We start from the raw sequence: 18,331 nt of genomic DNA, 5'->3' as shown, positions 1-18,331 counted from the left end.
GACCGTCTCGCCGTCCGGTGCGCTGGGGGAGACGGTCAGCGACCGGACGAAACTGTCGTTTCGTCCGCCACTTCTGCGATCTCGGCGAGGAGGGCTACACGTGCCCTGTCGCCGATGCTCTCCGCCGGGAGAGCGCGTCGACGCTGGCCGCGACCAGGAGAACCAGGCCGGTGACCATCCAGACGGTGCCCTGGGGCTGGTCGAGCAGGCCCATCCCGTTGTCGATGACGGCCACGACGGTGCCGCCGATGACGGCGTCGATGACCCGGCCCTTGCCGCCGAAGAGCGAGGTGCCGCCGATGACGGCGGCGCCCACGGCGTACAGCAGGGTCGTCTCGCCGCCCGTGTTCGGGTTCACCGAGTTGGTGCGGCTGGCGATCATGATGCCGGCCACCGCGGCCATGGTGGAACAGAGGACGAAGCACGACAGGCGCACCCGGAACACGTTGATCCCGGCCCTCCGTGCCGCCTCGGCGTTGCCACCGACCGCGTAGACGTGCCGGCCCCAGGCGGTGCGGGTCAGCGTGAAGGTGAGCAGGATCAGCAGGCCGACGATCACCACCAGCGAGACCGGTACCCCCTTGAGCGAGGTCAGCGCCGGGTTGCGGCTGCGCTCGACGGAGAGGTAGCCGACCACGGCGAGCACCACGACCGTCAACAGCCCGGTCTTCAGCGCCCACAGCAGGATCGGCTGCACCGTGAGGTTCTTGGCGCGGCGGCGCGCATCGGTGATGTACGTCGAGCCCGCATAGCCCACGATGCAGACGATGCCGAGCACCCAGCCGAGCCAGACCGGCAGGTTGGCGTTGTTGAGGCCGTTGATGAAGTCGTTGCGGATGGGGATCGTCCCACCCTCGCCGATCATCGTCAGCAGTACGCCCTGCAGCCCGAGGAACGCGGCCAGTGTGACTACGAACGACGGGATCCCGAGCCGAGCCACCAGCAGCCCGATGGTCAGGCCGATCACCGCTCCGGTGAGCAGAGCCGCCAGCAACGCCGGGATCAGCGGCCACTCCTGCCGGGTCAGGCACACCCCGAGCACCCCGGCGCACGTCCCGCCCGCGAACCCCGCCGACAGGTCGATCTCACCCAGCAGCAGCACGAAGACCAGGCCCATCGCGAGCACGGTCACGCCTGCCGACTGGCCGATCAGGTTGGCGAAGTTGAACGAGTTGGTGAACTGCTCGGGACGCAGCGCGGAGAAGACCACGACCAGGGCGATCAGGCCCAGCACCGCGGGCAGCGAGCCGACCTCACCACCCCTGAGCTTGGCCAGGTAGGCCCGGAAGATCCCGCCCAGCGAGTTGTCGGGCTCCGGGTCCGGTGCCGCGGCGATCGTCGGATCATCGGTGTCGATACTCATGCCGCACCTCCCTCAGGGACGACGCCGGTGGTGATCGCCTGCACGACCCGTTCGCGCGTCGTGGAGGAGGCCTCGATCTGCCCGACCATGCCGCCCAGATACAGGACCGCGATGTCGTCGGCCACCTCGAAGACGTCGTTGAGGTTGTGGCTGATCAGCAGGACGCCGAGACCCCGGTCGGCCAGGCGCCGCACCAGCCGGAGCACCTGCTCGGTCTGCGCCACGCCGAGAGCCGCGGTCGGCTCGTCGAGGATGACCAGCTTCGAGTTCCACAGCACGGCGCGGGCGATCGCCACGGTCTGCCGCTGACCACCGGAGAGGGAGGCCACCGGCGTACGCACCGATTTCAGCGTACGCACCGAGAGACCGTCCAGCGTCTCACGGGCACGCTGCTCCATGCTGTCCTCGTCGACCAGCCGGAGCCGCTTCATCTCCCGGCCGAGGAACATGTTGTGGACCACGTCGAGGTTGTCGCACAGTGCGAGGTCCTGGTAGACCACCTCGATCCCGAGCGCGGCGGCGTCCTTGGGGTTGGTCACCTTCACCGGCTCACCCTCGAAGAGGTAGTCACCGGCGTCGAAGAGATGGATCCCGGCCATCCCCTTGACCAGCGTGCTCTTGCCGGCACCGTTGTCACCGACGAGCGCGGTGACCCGGCCCGCCTGCACCGTGAGGTCCACTCCGCGCAGGACCTGCACGGCGCCGAAGGACTTCTCGACGCCGTGCAGCTCCAGCAGCGAACTCACTGAGGCACGCCGTTCTCGGTGCACAGGTCGGCGATCGCGCCGGCGCACACCTCGGCGGCGTCGGCCTGGCCGTCCTCGATGACCGTCTTGACGCTCTCCTTGGTGACCCAGACGGGCTCGGCGAGCACCGAGGGCACGTCCGTGCCGGCCTCGGTGTCCTCGACGCTGCCCGTGGCCAGCGCCTCGGCAGCCTCCTCGTCGCCCTCGATCAGTGCGATCGCCAGGTCCGCGGCGGCCTTGGCCTCGAGCGCGGTGTTCTTGTAGACGGTGCCGCACTGGAAGCCCTGCAGGATGTTCTGCAGGCCCTCGACCGAGGCATCCTGGCCGGTCACCGGGATCTTGCCCTGGGCGTTGTTGGCCTTCAGCCGGGCGATGATGCCGCCGGCCATGGTGTCGTTGGCCGAGACCACGCCGTCGATCTTTCCGCCGTTGGCGGTGTACATCTGGTCGAAGACCTTGCCGGCCTTGGTGGCGTCCCACTCCCCCGACTGGTCGCCGACCAGCTTGTAGGTGCCGTCGGCGATCTTCGGCTCGAGCGCCTTCTCGTAGCCCGACTTGAACAGGGCCGCGTTGTTGTCGGTGGCCGCGCCGTTGACGTAGACGATGTTGCCGCCCTTCTTGCCCGCGGCGGTGATGCACTCGTCGAGGCCCGTGCCCATCAGCTCGCCGACCTTCACGTTGTCGAAGGAGACGTAGTAGGAGGCACCGCCGTTGAGCGTCAGCCGGTCGTAGTCGATGCTCGTCACGCCCGCGTCGGCGGCCTTCTTCAGGCAGGCCGCGCCCGACTCGGAGTCGAGGTTGGTGATGATGATGACCTTGACGTTCTCGTTGATCATGCTGTCGCACAGCTGACCGAACTTGGCGGTGTCGCCCTGGGCGTTCTGGATCGTGGCCTCGAGGCCGGCGTCGGCGAACGCCTTCTCGAGGTTGGGCCGGTCCTGGGACTCCCATCGGGGAGACGTGGTCGCGTCGGGGAGGATCACTCCGACGTCGGTGCCGCCCGAGTCTCCCGAGTCGCCACCGTCATCCGAGCCTCCACATGCCACGAGCGATGCGGTCGACAGGGTCGCCACCGCTGCGACCGCCATCAGGCGGCCGATCTTGTGCGTGTTCATCGTCGAACTCCTCAGTCCTGGGTGTGATCTATGTCACGTCGGGGTGCAACCTATCTCCTTCAGCGGCGATATGAAGCGGTTCTGAGGAGATCTCGACGGCGGTTTGATAACGGCCGTATGCCTTCACGTCATCACTGCTCGTTACGGTGCGACGGCTCCCACCCGCCCACGCCGACTAGAACAGCGATCACGTGACCGCCATCTCGGATTTCCGCACGCCCATGAACAGCCGGGCCGACAGCGATCCCAACAGCCCCAAATCTGGGCACACCGTCGAGCACACCTCTGGACATGTCAGCGAGATCCACGGGCTGCGCGGCATCGCCCTGGCGCTCGTGGTCGCCTTCCATCTCTTCGGCAACGGCCGGGTCTCGGGCGGGATCGACGTCTTCCTGGTGATCTCCGGCTTCCTCGCCACCCGGTCACTGGTCGGCAGGGCCGAGCGCGGCCGGGTGCGACTGGGCGAGCACTACGGACGTACGTTCGCGCGGCTTGCCGCGCCGGCGCTGATCGTGCTGGCGGCCACGGCCGCGCTGATGGTGGTCTTCATCCCGCAGACGCTGTGGACGCAGACGACCCGCGAACTGGTCGCGGCGGCGACCTACACGCTCAACTGGGAGCTGATCGCCAGCCAACTCTCCTATGGCGCGGCGGGACCGTCCTCGACGCCGGTGCAGCACTTCTGGTCGCTCGCGGTGCAGGGGCAGTTCTTCCTGCTGTGGCCGCTGGTGGTCGTCGGGCTGGCGCTGGTGCTGCGCGTCGTCGCGCGCGGCCGGCTGGGGCGGCTCAGCCTCGCCCGGGTGCTGTTCGTGCTGACCGCGGCCGCGTTCGCCCTCTCCTTCGCCTACGCGATCAAGGTCTCCGGAGCCGACCAGGCGGCTGCGTACTTCAACTCCATCACGCGCTTCTGGGAGATCGCCGCCGGTGCCCTGACCGCGCTCGCGCTGCGCCGCCTGAGCCTGCCCGAGAAGATCAAGCCGTACGCCGCGTGGACCGGCCTCGCCCTGGTCGTGACCTGCGGTTTCGTGATGGACGGCGCGGACCACTTCCCGGGACCGCCGGCCCTGTGGCCGGTCGCCGGGGCGCTGCTGGTGATGGTCGGCTCCACCCCGTCACCACGTGGGCCGCGGCGCCTGCTGGAGACCCGCCCGCTGCGGTTCGTCGCCGACATCTCCTACGAGCTCTACCTGTGGCACTGGCCGCTGCTGATCGCGTGGCTCTACTACACCGGCGGGGAGCGGCTCACCGTCGCCTCGGCCGCGGGTGTGCTGGTCGTCTCGACGCTGCTCGCCTGGGCGACCAACCGCCTCGTCACCCGCCAGGTCCAGACGTACGCCATCAGGCCGGGCGGTCCGCGAGCCCTGGTCGCCACCCTGGCTGCTCTCGTGGTCGCCGTCGGCGCCGGGTGGAGCGGCCTGGTCGCGATCGAGCACTCCGAGGACAGGGCGATCGCGGCGGCGGCCCGGCTCGCCACCGCCGACCCGTTCACGACCGAGTGCCTCGGTGCGTCCGCGCTGGCGGCGAGCTCCACGGAGGGCTCGTGCCGCAACCCCGACCTTCGAGGCGAGCTGATCCCGGCGGTGGCCGCGATCGGCGCGGACGACGAGAACCGGGGCGAGTGCTGGTCCTTCGAGGAGCGTCCGGTGCGCTTCAGCGCCTGCCCCAACGGGGCGGTCGAGGGCTACCGCAAGCGGCTGCTGATGGTCGGCGACTCGCACGCCGTCGCCCCGGTCGGCGCCCTCGACCTGATCGGCGACCAGCGCAGCTGGCGCATCGACGTCGCCGCCCGTGCCGCCTGCCACTGGAACACCCGGCCGCTCGGCCGGAGCATCGCCGACAACCGCCCCGCCTGCGCGGAGTGGAACCGGCAGCTCGAGGCCTACCTGCGCGCTCCCGAGCAGCAGGACCTCGACGCGATCATCGTCACGCACTCGGCCCGCAAGACGACGCAGCCGCTGGGCGGCGAGACGCCGTACGAGTCGACGGTCAACGGTCTGGTCGAGGCCTGGAGCCACCGGCCCTCGAAGAAGGTCCCGGTGATCGCGCTCGTCGACAACCCGATGTTCGAGCCCGACAACGCCGCCTATCTCCGCACCACGCTGGGCTGCATCCAGCGACACTCCCCCGAGACCGCCGGCGAGGCGTGCGGGCGACCGCGCACCGACGTACTCGTCCAGGACCCGCACCGCGACGCGGTCGCCCGCGACCCCAACGCGCACCTGGTCGACCTGACCCACCTGTTCTGCGGGGAGGAGGTCTGCCCGGCGGTGATCGGCAACGTCATCGTCTACCGCGACGGCAACCACATCACCTCGCGCTACGCCCGCACCCTGGCGCCCTACCTCAGCCGGGAGCTCGCCCGGGTCGTCGACTAACGGGCGACGGCGAGCGCGTCGATCTCGACGAGCATCTCCTCGCGCGGCAGGCCGGTCATCACGGTCGTGCGGCACGGAAGGATGCCGCCCTCGGCGACGCGTGAGCCGATGAACTCCCCGTAGGCGTCGTTCATCGCGGCGAAGTCGTCCCGGGTGGTGAGGTAGACCCGGAGCATCAGCACGTCCTCGAAGCCCGCGCCGGCGGCGGCCAGGATCGCCTCCACGTTCTGCAGGGTGCGTACGGTCTGGGCCTTCACGTCGCCGGGGAACAGGTACTCGTTCGTGGCGGGGTCGACAGGGCCCTGACCGGAGACCTGGATCAGGCCGCCGCGGACCACGCCCTGGGAGAAGGTGTGCGCGGGGGCCGGGGCCTGGTCGGTGGAGATGCGGACGTCGGACATGGGATGGGTTTCCTCTCGGGGTGTTCTCATGAGCTCCGGCCGGCCCAGTCGGCGGAGATCGCTTCGGTGGCCGCGAGGAGCTGCGGCACCAGGGCTCGCACTCCGTCGCGGGGCAGGATGACGTCGGGCACGGAGACGGAGACCGCGGCGACGACGCGCCCGGCCTCGTCGCGTACGGGCGCCCCGACGCAGTTGATGAAGTCCTCGTGCTCGGCGGCGTCCTCGGCCCAGCCCTGCTCGCGGGTCCGGGCGAGCACCTCGCGGTAGCTGGCCGCGTCGGGGATGGTGCGGCTGGTGAAGGGCCGGAAGTCGATGCCGGCGACCACCGCCTCCTGCTCCCCCGGAGGCAGCCCTGCGACCAGCACCTTGCCGACGGCAGTCGCGTGCAGCGCCGCGGGCAGACCCACCCGGGAGTACATCCGCACCGAGTGGGTGCTCTCCACCTTGGCGAGGTAGATGGCCGTGCCGTTCTCATAGGCAGCCAGGTGGACGGCCTGGCCGCCCGTCTCGGCCGCGAGGCGGGTCAGGTGGGGCTGGGCCACGTCGCGGATCGCGTGCTGGGAGAGCGCCGCGGTGCCGAGGGCGAACAGCCGGGAGCCGAGGTGGTAGCGCTGGCGGTCGTCGCGGCGTACGAAGCGGTCCGCCTCCAAGGTGTGCAGCAGCCGCATCGCGGTGGTCTTGTGCACGCCGAGACTGGCGGCCACCTGGTCGAGGGAGCGCTCGCCCTCACCGAGCTCGATGAGGATCTGCAGCGCGCGGGAGAGACTCTGGCTCATCGGGCCGCCTCACGGATCGCCGGGGAGTCGATGCCGGCGGCGCTCACCCGGGTCGCGGCCCAGTCGTCCTCGGAGCAGTCGAGCAGCCTGGCACGTACATCGGCGGCCGGAGGCCGCGCGTGGTCGCCGGTCGCGGCCAGCACCCCCGCCGCGACCAGGTGGCCCTGACGCAGCCGGCCGACCGGGCCGGTCCCGTCGACGAGCGCGGCGAGATAGCCCGCCGCGAACCCGTCGCCCGCGCCGACCGGCTCCACGACGTCGACCCGGAGCGCCGGGACCTGGGTGGCGCTTCCGTCGGCGTCGTACTCCCCGGCCGCGTGGGAGTCGGCCTTGACCACCAGCCGAGGAAGCTCGCCCAGAAGGTCGCGGAGGTCCTGCGGACCATGCGCGCCGAGCGCTGCGCGTGCCTCGTCGGCCCCGAGCAGGACGATGTCGGCCGCGCGCAGCAGGTCGATCAGCGGCGCGGTGCTGCGCCCGGCCCACAGGGCCGGTCGCCAGTTGAGGTCGACACTGAGCCGGAAGCCGAGCTCGTCGCGCAGCGCCAGCAGGCGGGTGACCAGCGTCGATCCCTCCTCGAGGATGCCGAGGGTGATCCCGGAGGTGTGCACCACCTCGGCCGAGGCCAGCGCCTCCATGACGCCGGGCCGGTCCAGCAGGGCGGCGTCCATCGCGGCCGCCGCGGATCCGGCTCGGTAGTAGTGCATGCGGCTGCCGCCGGGGGCGGGGTCCTTGACGTAGAGCCCGGTCGGGCGCTCAGCATCGCGATCGGCCTCGACGATCACGCCGCGGCCGGTCAGGTCGTCGGTCACGACGTCGCCGAACGGGTCCTGACCGAGCCGGGACACCCAGGCGGTCCGCACCCCGAGGGCGGCCAGGGCGCCGGCCACGTTGGCCTCGGCACCACCGACCGAACGGCGCAGGGTCGTCGCTCCGGCGAGCGGCTGGTCGCCCTCCGGACGCAGGACGACCATCGCCTCCCCGAGACAGACCACTCGCACGTCTCCGCTACTGCCCACGGATGGAGCTCCTCCCCTGTTGGTTCATGGCCGAGCCGTTGACGCCCGGTGTGCCCGATGCTACAACTAACGAATCGAATTACGCAATCACCGTTGCATAATGTGCAACAAAGGAAGGACGGGCCATGGATCACCCGGCAGCCCACATCGACACAGCGGCCGTCGCGGCGCTGCGCGAGGAGCGGGTCGACTGGCGCCACAAGGCGATCCCGCCCGCGCTGTGGGGACGTACGGTCGCCGAGGTGCTCGAGGCGGCGCCCCGGCTCTCGCAGCTGCCCACGCCCGTGCTCTCCCTCTCCCGCGTCGCGATGACCCACAACCGTGACGTGCTGGCCGCCTGGTGCACGGAGCGCCGCATCGCCCTGGCTCCGCACGGCAAGACCACGATGGCTCCGCAGCTGTGGGCCGAGCAGCTCGCCGCCGGCGCCTGGGCGATCACCGTGGCGAACCTCCCCCAGCTCGCCGTCGCCCGCGCCTTCGGCGTCTCCCGGGTGATCGTGGCCAACGCGATCGTCTCCCCGCTCACCCTGCGCTGGATCTCCGACCAGATCACCGAGGACGCGGAGCTGGAGGTGCTGGTGTGGGCCGACTCGCCACGGACGGTCGCCCTGATGCACGAGGCGCTCGCCGCCCATGCCGCCGAGGCCGGGCCACGCCGACCGCTCGGCGTCCTCGTCGAGCGCGGCGCCACGGGCGGTCGCACCGGTGCCCGTGACGAGGAGACCGCGGTCGCCGTGGCCGAGGCCGTCGCGGCCTCACCCCACCTGGAGCTCGCCGGGGTCACCGGCTACGAGGGCGCGCTGGCGCACACCACCGACGAGGCCGCGCTCGGCGTCGTCCATGCGTACGTCGACAGCCTGGTCTCCCTGCACCGGCGGATCTCCGGCCTGTTGCCCGCCGGTCGGACGCCGGTGGTGAGCGCCGGCGGCAGCGCCTACTTCGAGCAGGTCGCCGACGCGCTCGCGCCGCTGGTAGCCGGCGAGGAGGCCCGCGTGGTGCTCCGCAGCGGCGCCTACATCACCCATGACGACGGCTTCTACCGCGGCATCTCCCCGCTGGGGAGCGCGCCCCGCACGACCGGTCCCGGCCTGCGCAGCGCTCTCCACGGCTGGGTGCGGATCTCCTCCCAGCCGGAGCCGGGGCTCGCGCTCTTCGACGCGGGCAAGCGCGACCTGCCCTTCGACGAAGGTCTGCCCGAGGCGCAGCTGCTGCGGGCACGGACGCCCGGCTCCCCCGCGACCCCGCTCTCGGGGGTCGCCGTGACCGCGCTCAACGACCAGCACGGCTTCCTCCGCTGGGACCCCGCCACCGAGGCGCCCGTCCTGATCGGCGACGAGCTCCGTCTCGGGCTCTCGCACCCGTGCACCGCCTTCGACAAGTGGGGCCTGATCCCGGTCCTCGACGACGCCGACGCCGACGACCCGGTCGTCGTCGACCTCGTGCGCACCTGGTTCTGAGAGGACCCGCCATGACCGACCTGCTCATCCGCGACGCGACCGTCATCGACGGCAGCGGCGCTCCGGCCTTCCACGCCCACGTCAGCATCGACGCGGGGCGGATCACCGGCATCCACACCGATACTCCGGCACCGGTCGCGCGGCGCACCATCGACGCCGCCGGGCGGGCGCTGACCCCGGGGTTCATCGACATGCACGCCCACTCGGACCTGCAGATCCTGGTGAACCCCGACCACACCGCGAAGGTAAGCCAGGGCGTCACCCTCGAGGTCGTCGGGCAGGACGGCCTCTCGTTCGCGCCGGCCGACACGGCGACGCGCGCCCACCTGCGCCGCCAGATCGCGGGCTGGAACGGCGAGCCCGACGACTTCGACTTCGACTGGGACACCGTCGCCGGCTACCTGGACCGGCTCGACCGCGGGATCGCGTGCAACGCGGCGTACCTCGTCCCGCAGGGGACCCTGCGGCTGATGGTCGTCGGTCCGGACAACCGGCCGGCGACCGCCGCCGAGATCACCGAGATGGCCCGGCTGCTCCGGGTCGGTCTCGACGAGGGCGCGGTGGGGATGAGCAGCGGCCTGACCTACCCGCCCAGCATGTTCGCCGACGACGAGGAGCTGGCCACGCTGTGCCGGGTCGTCGCCGAGGCGGGCGGCTACTACAGCCCGCACCACCGGTCCTACGGGGCCGGTGCGCTGGAGGCGTACGCGGAGATGATCGAGGTCGCCCGGGCCTCCGGGTGCGCGCTGCACCTGACCCACGCGACCATGAACTTCGAGCCCAACCGCGGGCGCGCCGGGGACCTGATCGACATCATCGACGCGGGGCTGGCCGACGGGGTCGACATCACCCTCGACACCTACCCCTACCTCCCCGGTGCCACGACGCTCAGCGCCGTGCTGCCCAGCTGGTCGACCTCCGGCGGCCCCGACGCCCTGCTCGCGCGGATCGCGGACCCCGACGACCGTGCCCGGATCGCGCACGAGCTCGACCATGTCGGCACCGACGGCTGCCACGGCTGCGTGACCGACTGGCGCACGATCCAGATCAGCGGCGTACGCAACCCGGAGCTGTCGCGTCACGTCGGCCGGACCGTCGCCGAGATCGCCGCGGAGTCCGGCCAGGTGGCCACGGACGTCTTCTTCGACCTGCTCGTCCGCGACCGGCTGGCCACGACGATCCTCCAGCACGTCGGTCACGAGGAGAACGTGCAGACGATCATGCGGCACCGCACCCACTGCGGCGGCAGCGACGCCATCCTCGTCGGCGAGCGCCCGCATCCGCGCGCGTGGGGCACCTTCCCCCGCTACCTCGCCCGCTACGTGCGCGAGCTCGGCGTGCTCGACCTGGTCGACTGCGTCCACCACCTCACCGGCCGTCCCGCGGCCAGGCTCAAGCTGCATGAGCGCGGCCTGGTCCGGGAGGGGTACGCCGCCGACCTGGTGCTCCTCGACCCCGACACGGTCCAGGACACCGCCACCTTCGAGCAGCCACGGCAGCAGGCACGCGGCATCGACTGGGTGCTGGTCAACGGCACCGCCGTCATCGAGGACGGCCACCGCACCGACGCGCTTCCCGGACGGGCGCTGCGCCGCACCGACGAAGGGACCCGACCCCGATGAGCAACCACGTGATCGAGACGCTGCGGGCCGACCAGGCGCTGGTCGTCGTACGCGCCTCCCGGATCGACGACCCGGTCGCGCTCGGCCACGCACTGGCCGCCGGGGGCATTCGGACCGTCGAGCTGACCTACACGACCCCGGGCCTCACCGACCTCCTCGCCCAGGTCAGCGGCCGGGTCGACGCCGACGCCATCGTGGTCGGCGCCGGAACGGTGCTGAGCGCCGATCAGGCTCGCGCCGCGCTCGCGGCCGGCGCCCGGTTCCTGGTGACGCCGGGCCTGCCGCCGGAGGCGGCGGAGATCGTCGCCGAAGGTCACGCCGCGGGTGCGGCCGTCGTCCTCGGTGCCCTCACCCCGACCGAGGTCCTCACCGCGACCGCGCTCGGCGCCGACGCGGTCAAGATCTTCCCGGCGCGGGCCGTCGGCCCGCGCTACTTCTCCGACCTGCGGGGGCCGTACCCCGAGGTCGCCCTGATCCCTTCCGGCGGAGTCGACGAAGACAACGCCGCGGAGTTCCTGCGGGCCGGCGCCATCGCCGTGACCGCTGGGACGTCGGTGGTCCAGCCCGCCGACGTCGACGAGGCCCGGTGGGAGCAGATCACCACCAACGCCGCCCGGTTCCGTGCAGCTCTGCGCTGAGTCCATCCCCCACCCCTGACCCGAGGGAGAACCAACCATGCATTGGCTCCAGACAAGCACCACCGGCCTGCTGCTGCTCTGCGCAGCGGCGATCGCCGTGCTCCTCTTCCTGATCATCAAGGTGAAGCTCGAACCCTTCATCGCCCTCTTCATCAGCGGCATCGGCCTCGCCGTCGCGGCCGGCCTGTCCGTCGAGCAGATGGTGGGCACCGCCCTCTCCTCGAAGGAGTCGCTCATCGAGACCGGCTTCGGCGGGGTGCTGGGCCACATCGCGCTCATCATCGGTCTCGGCACCGTCCTCGGGTCGCTGCTCGAGCGGTCCGGCGGCGCCGACGTCCTCGCCGCGAGGCTGATCGGCATCTTCGGCGAACGCGGCACGCCGGTCGCGATGGGCCTGGTCGGCCTGATCTTCGGCATCCCGGTCTTCTTCGACATCGGCATCTTCGTGCTCGCGCCGCTGGTCTACGTCGCGGCTCACCGAGGCGGCAAGTCGCTCGTCCTCTACGCCCTCCCGGTTCTCGCGGGTCTGTCGATGACGCATGCCTTCCTGCCTCCACACCCCGGCCCCACTGCGCTGGGCGGCCTCCTCGGCGTCGACCTCGGCTGGCTGATCATCATGGGCCTGCTGTGCGGCCTGCCCGCGTTCGCCGCGGCCGGGATCCTCTTCCCCATGTGGGTCGCCCCACGCGTCCAGGTCTCGGTGCCCGAGGAGTTCCTGGTCGCGGAGACCGAGGCGGAGCAGGACAAGACGCCCACCACCCCGGTCGCGCTGCCGCTCGTCCTCGGGGTCATCGCGGTGCCGCTGATCCTGATCCTCGGCGCGACCTTCGGCACGATGCTGCTCGAGCCGGGCCGGCTGCTCAACGTACTCACCTTCCTCGGCAACCCGGCGGTCGCGCTCACCATCGCCGTGCTCCTCGCCTTCTGGCTGCTCGGCATCCGGCGCGGGATGAGCATCGAGGAGATCTCGGAGTTCACCGGCGCCTCGCTGCGGCCGGTCGGCATGATCCTGCTCGTCGTCGGCGCCGGCGCCTTCTTCGGCGCGGTGATCTCCGCGACCGGCGTGGGCGCCGCGCTCGCCGAGGTGCTCTCCGACGCGGGGCTGCCGATCCTGCTGCTGGCCTACGTCATCTCCTGCGCGCTCCGGATCGCCCAGGGCTCCGCGACCGTGGCGATCGTGACCACCGGCGGCATCATCGCGCCGACCCTCGGCACCGGCTACTCGCAGCCCGAGCTCGCGGTGATCGCGGTCGCGATCGCTGCCGGGTCGATCATCCTCAGCCACGTCAACGACGGTGGCTTCTGGATCGTCTCGCGCTACTTCAACCTCACCGTGAAGCAGACCCTGGCGACCTGGACGGTGCTGGAGACGGTGCTCTCGATCGTCGGGTTCGCGGCCGCCGCCGTGGCCTGGGCGATCGTCTGACCCCCAGGCCGAGCTGCTAGGCCGACGCCCACGCCTGCGAGAGCAGGTCGCGGGTGTCGGTCAGCAGCTGCGGCAGGGTCTTGGTGCGGCCGATGATCGGCATGAAGTTCTGGTCGCCGACCCAGCGGGGCACGATGTGCTGGTGCAGGTGCGCGGCGATGCCGGCGCCGCCCGCGGTGCCCTGGTTCATCCCGATGTTGAAGCCCTCGGCCCGCGAGACGCCGGCGAGGGTGCGTACGGCCTGCTTGGTCAGCACCGCCATCTCGGCGGCCTCCTCGTCGCTGGTCTCGACGTAGCCGGCGATGTGACGGTAGGGGCACACCATCATGTGGCCCGGGGCGTACGGATAGAGGTTGAGCACCACGAAGCAGGTCTCGCCGCGGTGGACGACCAGGCCCTCGGCGTCCTCGAGCGTCGGCACCCGGCAGAACGGGCACTCCGTCTCCGAGGGGTCGGTGGGCTTGTTCTCGCCGCGGATGTAGGCCATCCGGTAGGGCGTCCACAGCCGCTCCAGACCGTCGCCCTCGCCGATGCCGTCCTGGGTGAGTACGCCGTCCATCTCTGTCACGCGGCAAACACTACTTAACCCCTCACAGGCCCCTTCAGGACAGGCTCAGTCGGGCCCTTCCCCGCCCCGCAGCGCGTACGCCCCGGCGACGGCGGCGGCGAGCAGCACGACCAGGCAGGCCGCCGTGATCCCGGACAGCGCCTGCCACGGGAAGGTCAGCGGCGCCTCGGGCACGTCGCGTACGACCGCCTGCCGCATCAGCCAACCGGTGAACCCGGTGACCGCGCCGCCGACCAGCAGAGCGCCGGCGCCGGTGAACACCGTCTCCCAGAGCGCGGTTCGGCGCACCTGGGCAGGGGTGGCGCCGACGAGCCGGGCGGTGGCGGTCTGGCGGCGGCGCTGGCTCGCCCCGATCAGGACCGCGTTGACGGCCGCGATCGCGGCGTAGACGCCGGCCGGGCCGAGCATCACCCACAGCACGACCGTGTTCATCTCGCGCGCCTCGGCCGAGACCGTGCCGACCCACTCCTCGCCGGTGCTCACCTCGGCCCCGGTCTCCCGGATCGACCGTGCGGTCCCGGTGACGTCCGCGCCGGCGTCGGTGCGCACGAACACCGTGCCGGTGTCGCGGGCGACCCTGTCGATGCGTGGCAGGTCGTCGGGCACGATGATGTCGCTCCACAGGTTCGGGGCGTCGGGGACGACGGCGACCAGGCGCACCTTGACGACCCGGCCGTCGATACGCATCCGGCGGACCTGGCCGACCCGGCCGCCGAGGTCGGTGACGTAGGAGGCAGTGACCGCCATCGTCCGGCCGCGCAGGTCGTCGAGGCTCCCCTGGGTCGCCTGCAGGCTCCGGGTGGCAGCTGCGCTGGCGACGTCGACGACCTCGACGTCCTCGGGGGCGCCGCCGAACCCGACCCGCGCCGTGCGGCGTACGTCGCTCACCCCCACCCCGGGCACGTCCCGGATCCGCTCGGGGCGCTCTGCCTGCTCGACGACCAGCTCCGACCTGAGCGCGGCCCGGTCGGCGCCCTCGCTCCAGTCCGCGGTCGCCCCGACCGCGAGCACCATCGAGCCGGCCACTGCCATGATGGCGACCACCGGCGCCGCCACCGCGGCGGTCATCCGGCTGCTGGTGCGGGCGAGGTCACGGGCCAGGTGTGCCGCCGGGTCCCGGTGCGCCACCGTGGCACCGGCGTACGCCGCGAGCTCCGTGTAGAGCAGGCCGCCCACCGCGTTGGCCCCGATCACGGCGACGATCGGCAGGAACATGCCCACGAGCAGGGCGAACAGCAGCGGCATCTCGGGAGCGAGCACGGCGGTCGCGACCAGCGCGCCGGCCGCAGTGAGCGCGACCAGCGCCTGGACCACCGTGGGCCGTCGTCGCTCGAGGACCGCGTCGCGGAGCGCCTCGACAGGCTGCGTACGTCCCGCGCGGGCGCCCGCGCGCCAGGCCCCGACCAGCGCGACCCCGACACCGCAGGAGGCGGCGATCACCCATCCGGTGCCCTGGCTCGGCATCGCGAGCAGGACCGGGGTGACCTCGGCCTGGTGCAGGATGCGCAGCACCGGCACCGTCACCGCGGTGCCGAGCAGGCAGCCCGCGACCGTGCCGACGACCGCGACCGCGAGCGCCTCCCCGAGCAGCAGGGTCCGCACCTGGCGCGGGGTGGCGCCGAGCAGACGGAGCAGGCCGAGCTCGCGGCGCCGGGTGGCCACCACGAACCCGAAGGTCGAGGAGACCACGAAAAGCGCCAGGAAGAGGGAGATCCCGGCCATGATGCCGAACAGCGACCCGAGGTCGTCGATCTGCGTCCGGGTCTGCGGGTCCAGCCCGTCGGTGGCGGTGCCGAGCGCTCCCAGCATGTTGGTGGCGAGGGTGATCAGGGCGATGCCACCGGCGAGGGCGACGGCGGCCCCGGCGTACGGAGGCCAGGACTGGCGCAGGCTCTTCAGGCTGTGCGCGGCCAGCGAGACGACGCTCATCGCACGGGCTCCAGCTCGGCCATGCGGGCCGCGATCCGGGCGGCGTCACTGCGCTCCATCTGCCCGACGATCTGGCCGTCGGCGAGGAACAGCACGCTGTCGGCGTACGAGGCGGCGAGCGGGTCGTGGGTGACCATCACGACCGTCTGCGCCGGCCCGTGGGTCACAGGCGCGTCGACGAGGTCGCGCAGCAGCTCGAGCACCTCGCGTCCGGCGTGACGGTCCAACGCACCGGTGGGCTCGTCGGCGAAGAGCACCGCCGGCCGGGCGTGCAGCGCACGCGCGATCGCGACGCGCTGCTGCTGGCCGCCGGAGAGCTCCGGCGGCCGCCGCCTGGCGAGCCCGTGCAGACCGACCTGCTCGAGCGCCCCGATCACCTGAGCGCGATCCGGACGCCGCCCGGCGAGGCGGGCGGGCAGGGCGACGTTGTCGTACGCGGTGAGAGCGTCGAGCAGGTTGTACTGCTGGAACACGAAGCCCATCATCTGTCGGCGCAGCTTCGTTAGCGTCGTCCGGTTCAGGCCGGCCAGGGCGGTGCCTGCGACCCGGACGCTGCCCCGGGTGGGCCGGTCGAGGCCGGCGGCGATCTGCATGAGCGTGGACTTGCCCGATCCCGACGGCCCCATGATCGCGGTGAAGGTCCCGGCGGCGAAGGCATGGCTCACGCCCCGCAGTGCGTCGACCTTGCCGGAGCGGGAGCGATAGGTGCGGGTGACGTCGTCGAGCACGACGGCGGGCGGGCCGGGCGGCCGGGGAGCGTGGACGGCGTCCGGGATGGTGGCGGTCATGATCTCCAGCAAACGCCTCCTACGCGCCGCGCACACGGGCGCAGACGCCACGGCGAGGTAGCGCGTGCGCTACCCCGCCGCGGGGTCGTGAGTGCCTAGGCTCGAGGGTCATGAGACCTCCACCCGACGTCTGGGCCGCGCTGCGCTCCTCGCCCTGGCGGCTGCTCGCCTCCAGCTGGCCCTGGCGCGCCCTGGCCTACCTGGCCTCCGGTGCTCTGGTCGGTCTCGTCGTCGCCGTCCTGCTGTTCGTGCTGGTCGGCGTCGGACTGCTCACCCTGATCATCGTGGTCGGGGTGCTGGTGCTCGCCGGGATTCCGCTGCTGGCGGCGCTCGTCGCCGACGTGGAGCGGGTACGCCTCCGGCTGGTCCTGCCCGAGGCACGTCCGGGATCGGCCGAGCCTGCGCCGATCGCGTGGAGCGACCGGCTCCGGGCACTGCGCCGGCTGCGGATCTCCGGACCCGAGGTCGGCTACACGGTGCTCTTCGCCACGGTCATGTGGCTGGTCGACGCCGTCGCGCTCAACCTGATCATCACCATCCCGGGCGTGCTCGTGCTCGCCCCGGCCCTGGTCCGGATCGACGGTCCCGTGGCCTTCGGACCCTGGCAGCTCACCACGCCCACCGAGGCCTGGATCGCGGTGGCCCCGGGCCTGGTGCTGCTGATCGCCGGCCTGTACGCCGCCACCCTCCTCGCCGCCGCCCAGGCCAGCCTGGCGCGGCTCCTGCTCGAACCGGCCCAGGCCCGGCTGACCGCGGCCGTCGCCGGCCTGCGCCGGTCCCGGGTCGACCTCGTCGACGCCTTCGAGACCGAGCGCAGCCGGATCGAGCGCGACCTGCACGACGGCGCCCAGCAGCGGCTGGTCGCGCTGACCATGACGCTCGGCCTGGCCGAGCTGGAGGTGCCCGAGGGTGCCGGACTCGACCTCGTCCGGCAGGCCCACGCCCAGGCCGAGACGGCGCTCGCCGAGCTCCGTGCCACCGTCCGCGGGATCCATCCGCGGGTGCTGGTCGACCACGGGCTCACCGCTGCCGTCCGCGAGCTCGCCGACGCCGCCGGGCTGCCGGTCTCGGTCGACCTGCGGGTCGACGGCCGGCTGCCCGCGCCGGTCGAGGCCGCGGCGTACTTCGTCGTCGCCGAGGCGCTCACCAACGCGGTCCGCCATGCCCGTGCCCGCGCCGCGCGCGTGCAGGGGCAGGTCACCGGTGACCGGCTGCAGGTCTGCGTACGCGATGATGGGGCCGGCGGCGCCACCGTGCGTCCCGGGGGCGGGCTCGCCGGCCTGGCCACCCGGCTGGCCGCCCTGGACGGCACCCTGGAGGTCACCAGCCCACCGGGCGGACCGACGGAAGTGAGGATGACGTGCCCGACCATGCTCCCCTGAGGATCGTCCTGGCCGAGGACGCCGCGCTGCTGCGCGAGGGGCTCCTCGCCATCCTCGAGCGCGCCGGCCACGAGGTCATCGCCGCGGTCGGCGACGCCGACGCCCTGCTCGCCTTCACCGACCACACCCGACCCGACGTGGTGATCACCGACATCCGGATGCCGCCGACCCACACCGACGAGGGCCTGCGTGCCGCCGCGGAGCTCCGCCGGCGGCACCCCGACCTGGCGGTCCTGGTGCTCTCGGCCTATGTCGCCGACGCCTACCTCGCCGAACTCCTCGACACCACCGGTGGCGGCGGCATCGGCTACCTGCTCAAGGACCGGGTCGGCCACGTCCGCGACTTCCTCGACAGCCTGGACCGGGTGGCCGGCGGCGAGACCGTCGTCGACCCGCAGGTCGTACGCGGCCTCCTCAACCGGCACCAGCCGGACGGTCCGCTCGAGGTGCTCTCGGAGCGCGAGCGAGAGGTCCTGGGCCTGATGGCCGAGGGGCGTACCAACGGCAGCATCGCCACCGCGCTCTTCGTCTCCGAGGCCGCCGTACGCAAGCACGTCGGCAACATCTTCGCCAAGCTCCGCCTCGACCCCACCACCGACCGACGCGTCTCGGCCGTCCTCGCCTACCTGCGCGAGGCCTAGACCGACCAACCCCGGCACTCGCTTGGGTGGCGGTCATAGAGTGGGAACACCCCACGACGTCGCGCGCAAGCGGCTCCATCGCCCTTGA

16 protein-coding genes are annotated in these 18,331 nt (G+C 72.1%); 7 read left to right on the top strand and 9 right to left on the bottom strand.

The features are described from left to right. Window positions 1-94: 94 nt before the first annotated feature. Genes ABTX24_RS26625 through ABTX24_RS26615 form a run of 3 tightly spaced genes read right to left on the bottom strand, consistent with a single transcriptional unit; the run spans window position 95 to window position 3,224 of the window. The gene (locus ABTX24_RS26625) at window positions 95-1,363 is read right to left on the bottom strand and encodes a sugar ABC transporter permease (RefSeq protein WP_350843942.1); all 1,269 of its coding nucleotides are present in this window, start codon (window positions 1,361-1,363) and stop codon (window positions 95-97) included. Next, window positions 1,360-2,109, bottom strand: a complete 750-nt coding sequence (locus ABTX24_RS26620; RefSeq protein ID WP_160022840.1) for an ATP-binding cassette domain-containing protein — start codon at window positions 2,107-2,109, stop codon at window positions 1,360-1,362. Before ABTX24_RS26620 ends, ABTX24_RS26625 begins: the two co-directional genes overlap by 4 nt. Further along, a complete protein-coding gene (locus ABTX24_RS26615; RefSeq protein WP_160022838.1) occupies window positions 2,106-3,224 on the bottom strand; it encodes a sugar ABC transporter substrate-binding protein in 1,119 nt (372 codons plus the stop codon). The genes ABTX24_RS26620 and ABTX24_RS26615 overlap by 4 nt, the downstream gene beginning before the upstream one ends. Before the next feature lie 221 nt (window positions 3,225-3,445). Between ABTX24_RS26615 and ABTX24_RS26610 the strand changes: the two genes are divergently transcribed. Further along, on the top strand, window positions 3,446-5,599 hold the full coding sequence (locus tag ABTX24_RS26610; protein ID WP_350843940.1) for an acyltransferase family protein: 2,154 nt from the start codon (window positions 3,446-3,448) through the stop codon (window positions 5,597-5,599). On the opposite strand, the gene ABTX24_RS26605 is transcribed toward ABTX24_RS26610, so the two are convergent. From ABTX24_RS26605 to ABTX24_RS26595, 3 genes are read right to left on the bottom strand one after another with little or no spacing between them, the layout of a single operon-like run. Then, window positions 5,596-6,000: a RidA family protein gene (locus ABTX24_RS26605; RefSeq protein WP_350843938.1), complete on the bottom strand. Its 405-nt coding sequence runs from the start codon at window positions 5,998-6,000 to the stop codon at window positions 5,596-5,598. The two genes, ABTX24_RS26610 and ABTX24_RS26605, sit on opposite strands and share 4 nt — an antisense overlap. A gap of 26 nt (window positions 6,001-6,026) precedes the next feature. Beyond that, a complete protein-coding gene (locus tag ABTX24_RS26600; RefSeq protein ID WP_350714954.1) occupies window positions 6,027-6,776 on the bottom strand; it encodes an IclR family transcriptional regulator in 750 nt (249 codons plus the stop codon). Beyond that, window positions 6,773-7,792 (bottom strand): sugar kinase, encoded by a 1,020-nt coding sequence (locus ABTX24_RS26595; protein WP_350843936.1) that lies wholly within the window; start codon window positions 7,790-7,792, stop codon window positions 6,773-6,775. The genes ABTX24_RS26600 and ABTX24_RS26595 overlap by 4 nt, the downstream gene beginning before the upstream one ends. A 125-nt stretch (window positions 7,793-7,917) precedes the next feature. Here ABTX24_RS26595 and ABTX24_RS26590 point away from each other — a divergent pair, with 125 nt between their 5' ends. The 4 genes from ABTX24_RS26590 to ABTX24_RS26575 are packed head-to-tail and all read left to right on the top strand — an operon-like array spanning window position 7,918 to window position 12,935. Then, entirely contained in the window at window positions 7,918-9,249 is a 1,332-nt protein-coding gene (locus ABTX24_RS26590) for an alanine racemase (protein WP_350843934.1), read from the top strand. An 11-nt stretch (window positions 9,250-9,260) separates the two neighbouring features. Then, window positions 9,261-10,871, top strand: coding sequence for an N-acyl-D-amino-acid deacylase family protein (locus tag ABTX24_RS26585; RefSeq protein ID WP_350843932.1), 1,611 nt, complete (start codon window positions 9,261-9,263; stop codon window positions 10,869-10,871). Next, window positions 10,868-11,509 (top strand): bifunctional 4-hydroxy-2-oxoglutarate aldolase/2-dehydro-3-deoxy-phosphogluconate aldolase, encoded by a 642-nt coding sequence (locus ABTX24_RS26580; protein ID WP_350843930.1) that lies wholly within the window; start codon window positions 10,868-10,870, stop codon window positions 11,507-11,509. Before ABTX24_RS26585 ends, ABTX24_RS26580 begins: the two co-directional genes overlap by 4 nt. Before the next feature lie 37 nt (window positions 11,510-11,546). Beyond that, on the top strand, window positions 11,547-12,935 hold the full coding sequence (locus ABTX24_RS26575; RefSeq protein WP_350843928.1) for a GntP family permease: 1,389 nt from the start codon (window positions 11,547-11,549) through the stop codon (window positions 12,933-12,935). Between the two features lie 16 nt (window positions 12,936-12,951). Here ABTX24_RS26575 and ABTX24_RS26570 read toward each other — a convergent pair whose 3' ends face one another. Genes ABTX24_RS26570 through ABTX24_RS26560 form a run of 3 tightly spaced genes read right to left on the bottom strand, consistent with a single transcriptional unit; the run spans window position 12,952 to window position 16,220 of the window. Continuing rightward, complete coding sequence (locus tag ABTX24_RS26570) at window positions 12,952-13,494, bottom strand: HIT family protein (RefSeq protein ID WP_350843946.1); 543 nt, start codon at window positions 13,492-13,494, stop codon at window positions 12,952-12,954. A gap of 54 nt (window positions 13,495-13,548) precedes the next feature. After that, window positions 13,549-15,432, bottom strand: coding sequence for an FtsX-like permease family protein (locus tag ABTX24_RS26565; protein ID WP_350843926.1), 1,884 nt, complete (start codon window positions 15,430-15,432; stop codon window positions 13,549-13,551). Continuing rightward, window positions 15,429-16,220, bottom strand: coding sequence for an ABC transporter ATP-binding protein (locus tag ABTX24_RS26560; RefSeq protein ID WP_350843924.1), 792 nt, complete (start codon window positions 16,218-16,220; stop codon window positions 15,429-15,431). The genes ABTX24_RS26565 and ABTX24_RS26560 overlap by 4 nt, the downstream gene beginning before the upstream one ends. Window positions 16,221-16,330: 110 nt before the next feature. Between ABTX24_RS26560 and ABTX24_RS26555 the strand changes: the two genes are divergently transcribed. Further along, window positions 16,331-17,602, top strand: a complete 1,272-nt coding sequence (locus ABTX24_RS26555; RefSeq protein WP_350843922.1) for a sensor histidine kinase — start codon at window positions 16,331-16,333, stop codon at window positions 17,600-17,602. Next, the gene (locus ABTX24_RS26550; protein ID WP_350843920.1) at window positions 17,581-18,243 is read left to right on the top strand and encodes a response regulator; all 663 of its coding nucleotides are present in this window, start codon (window positions 17,581-17,583) and stop codon (window positions 18,241-18,243) included. Before ABTX24_RS26555 ends, ABTX24_RS26550 begins: the two co-directional genes overlap by 22 nt. Window positions 18,244-18,331 lie beyond the last annotated feature (88 nt).

This window comes from Nocardioides sp. NPDC127514 (assembly GCF_040302125.1).
GTDB lineage: Bacteria > Actinomycetota > Actinomycetes > Propionibacteriales > Nocardioidaceae > Nocardioides.
Note: the sequence above shows the minus strand (reverse complement) of the source record. Positions and strands in the feature narration are given on the sequence as shown.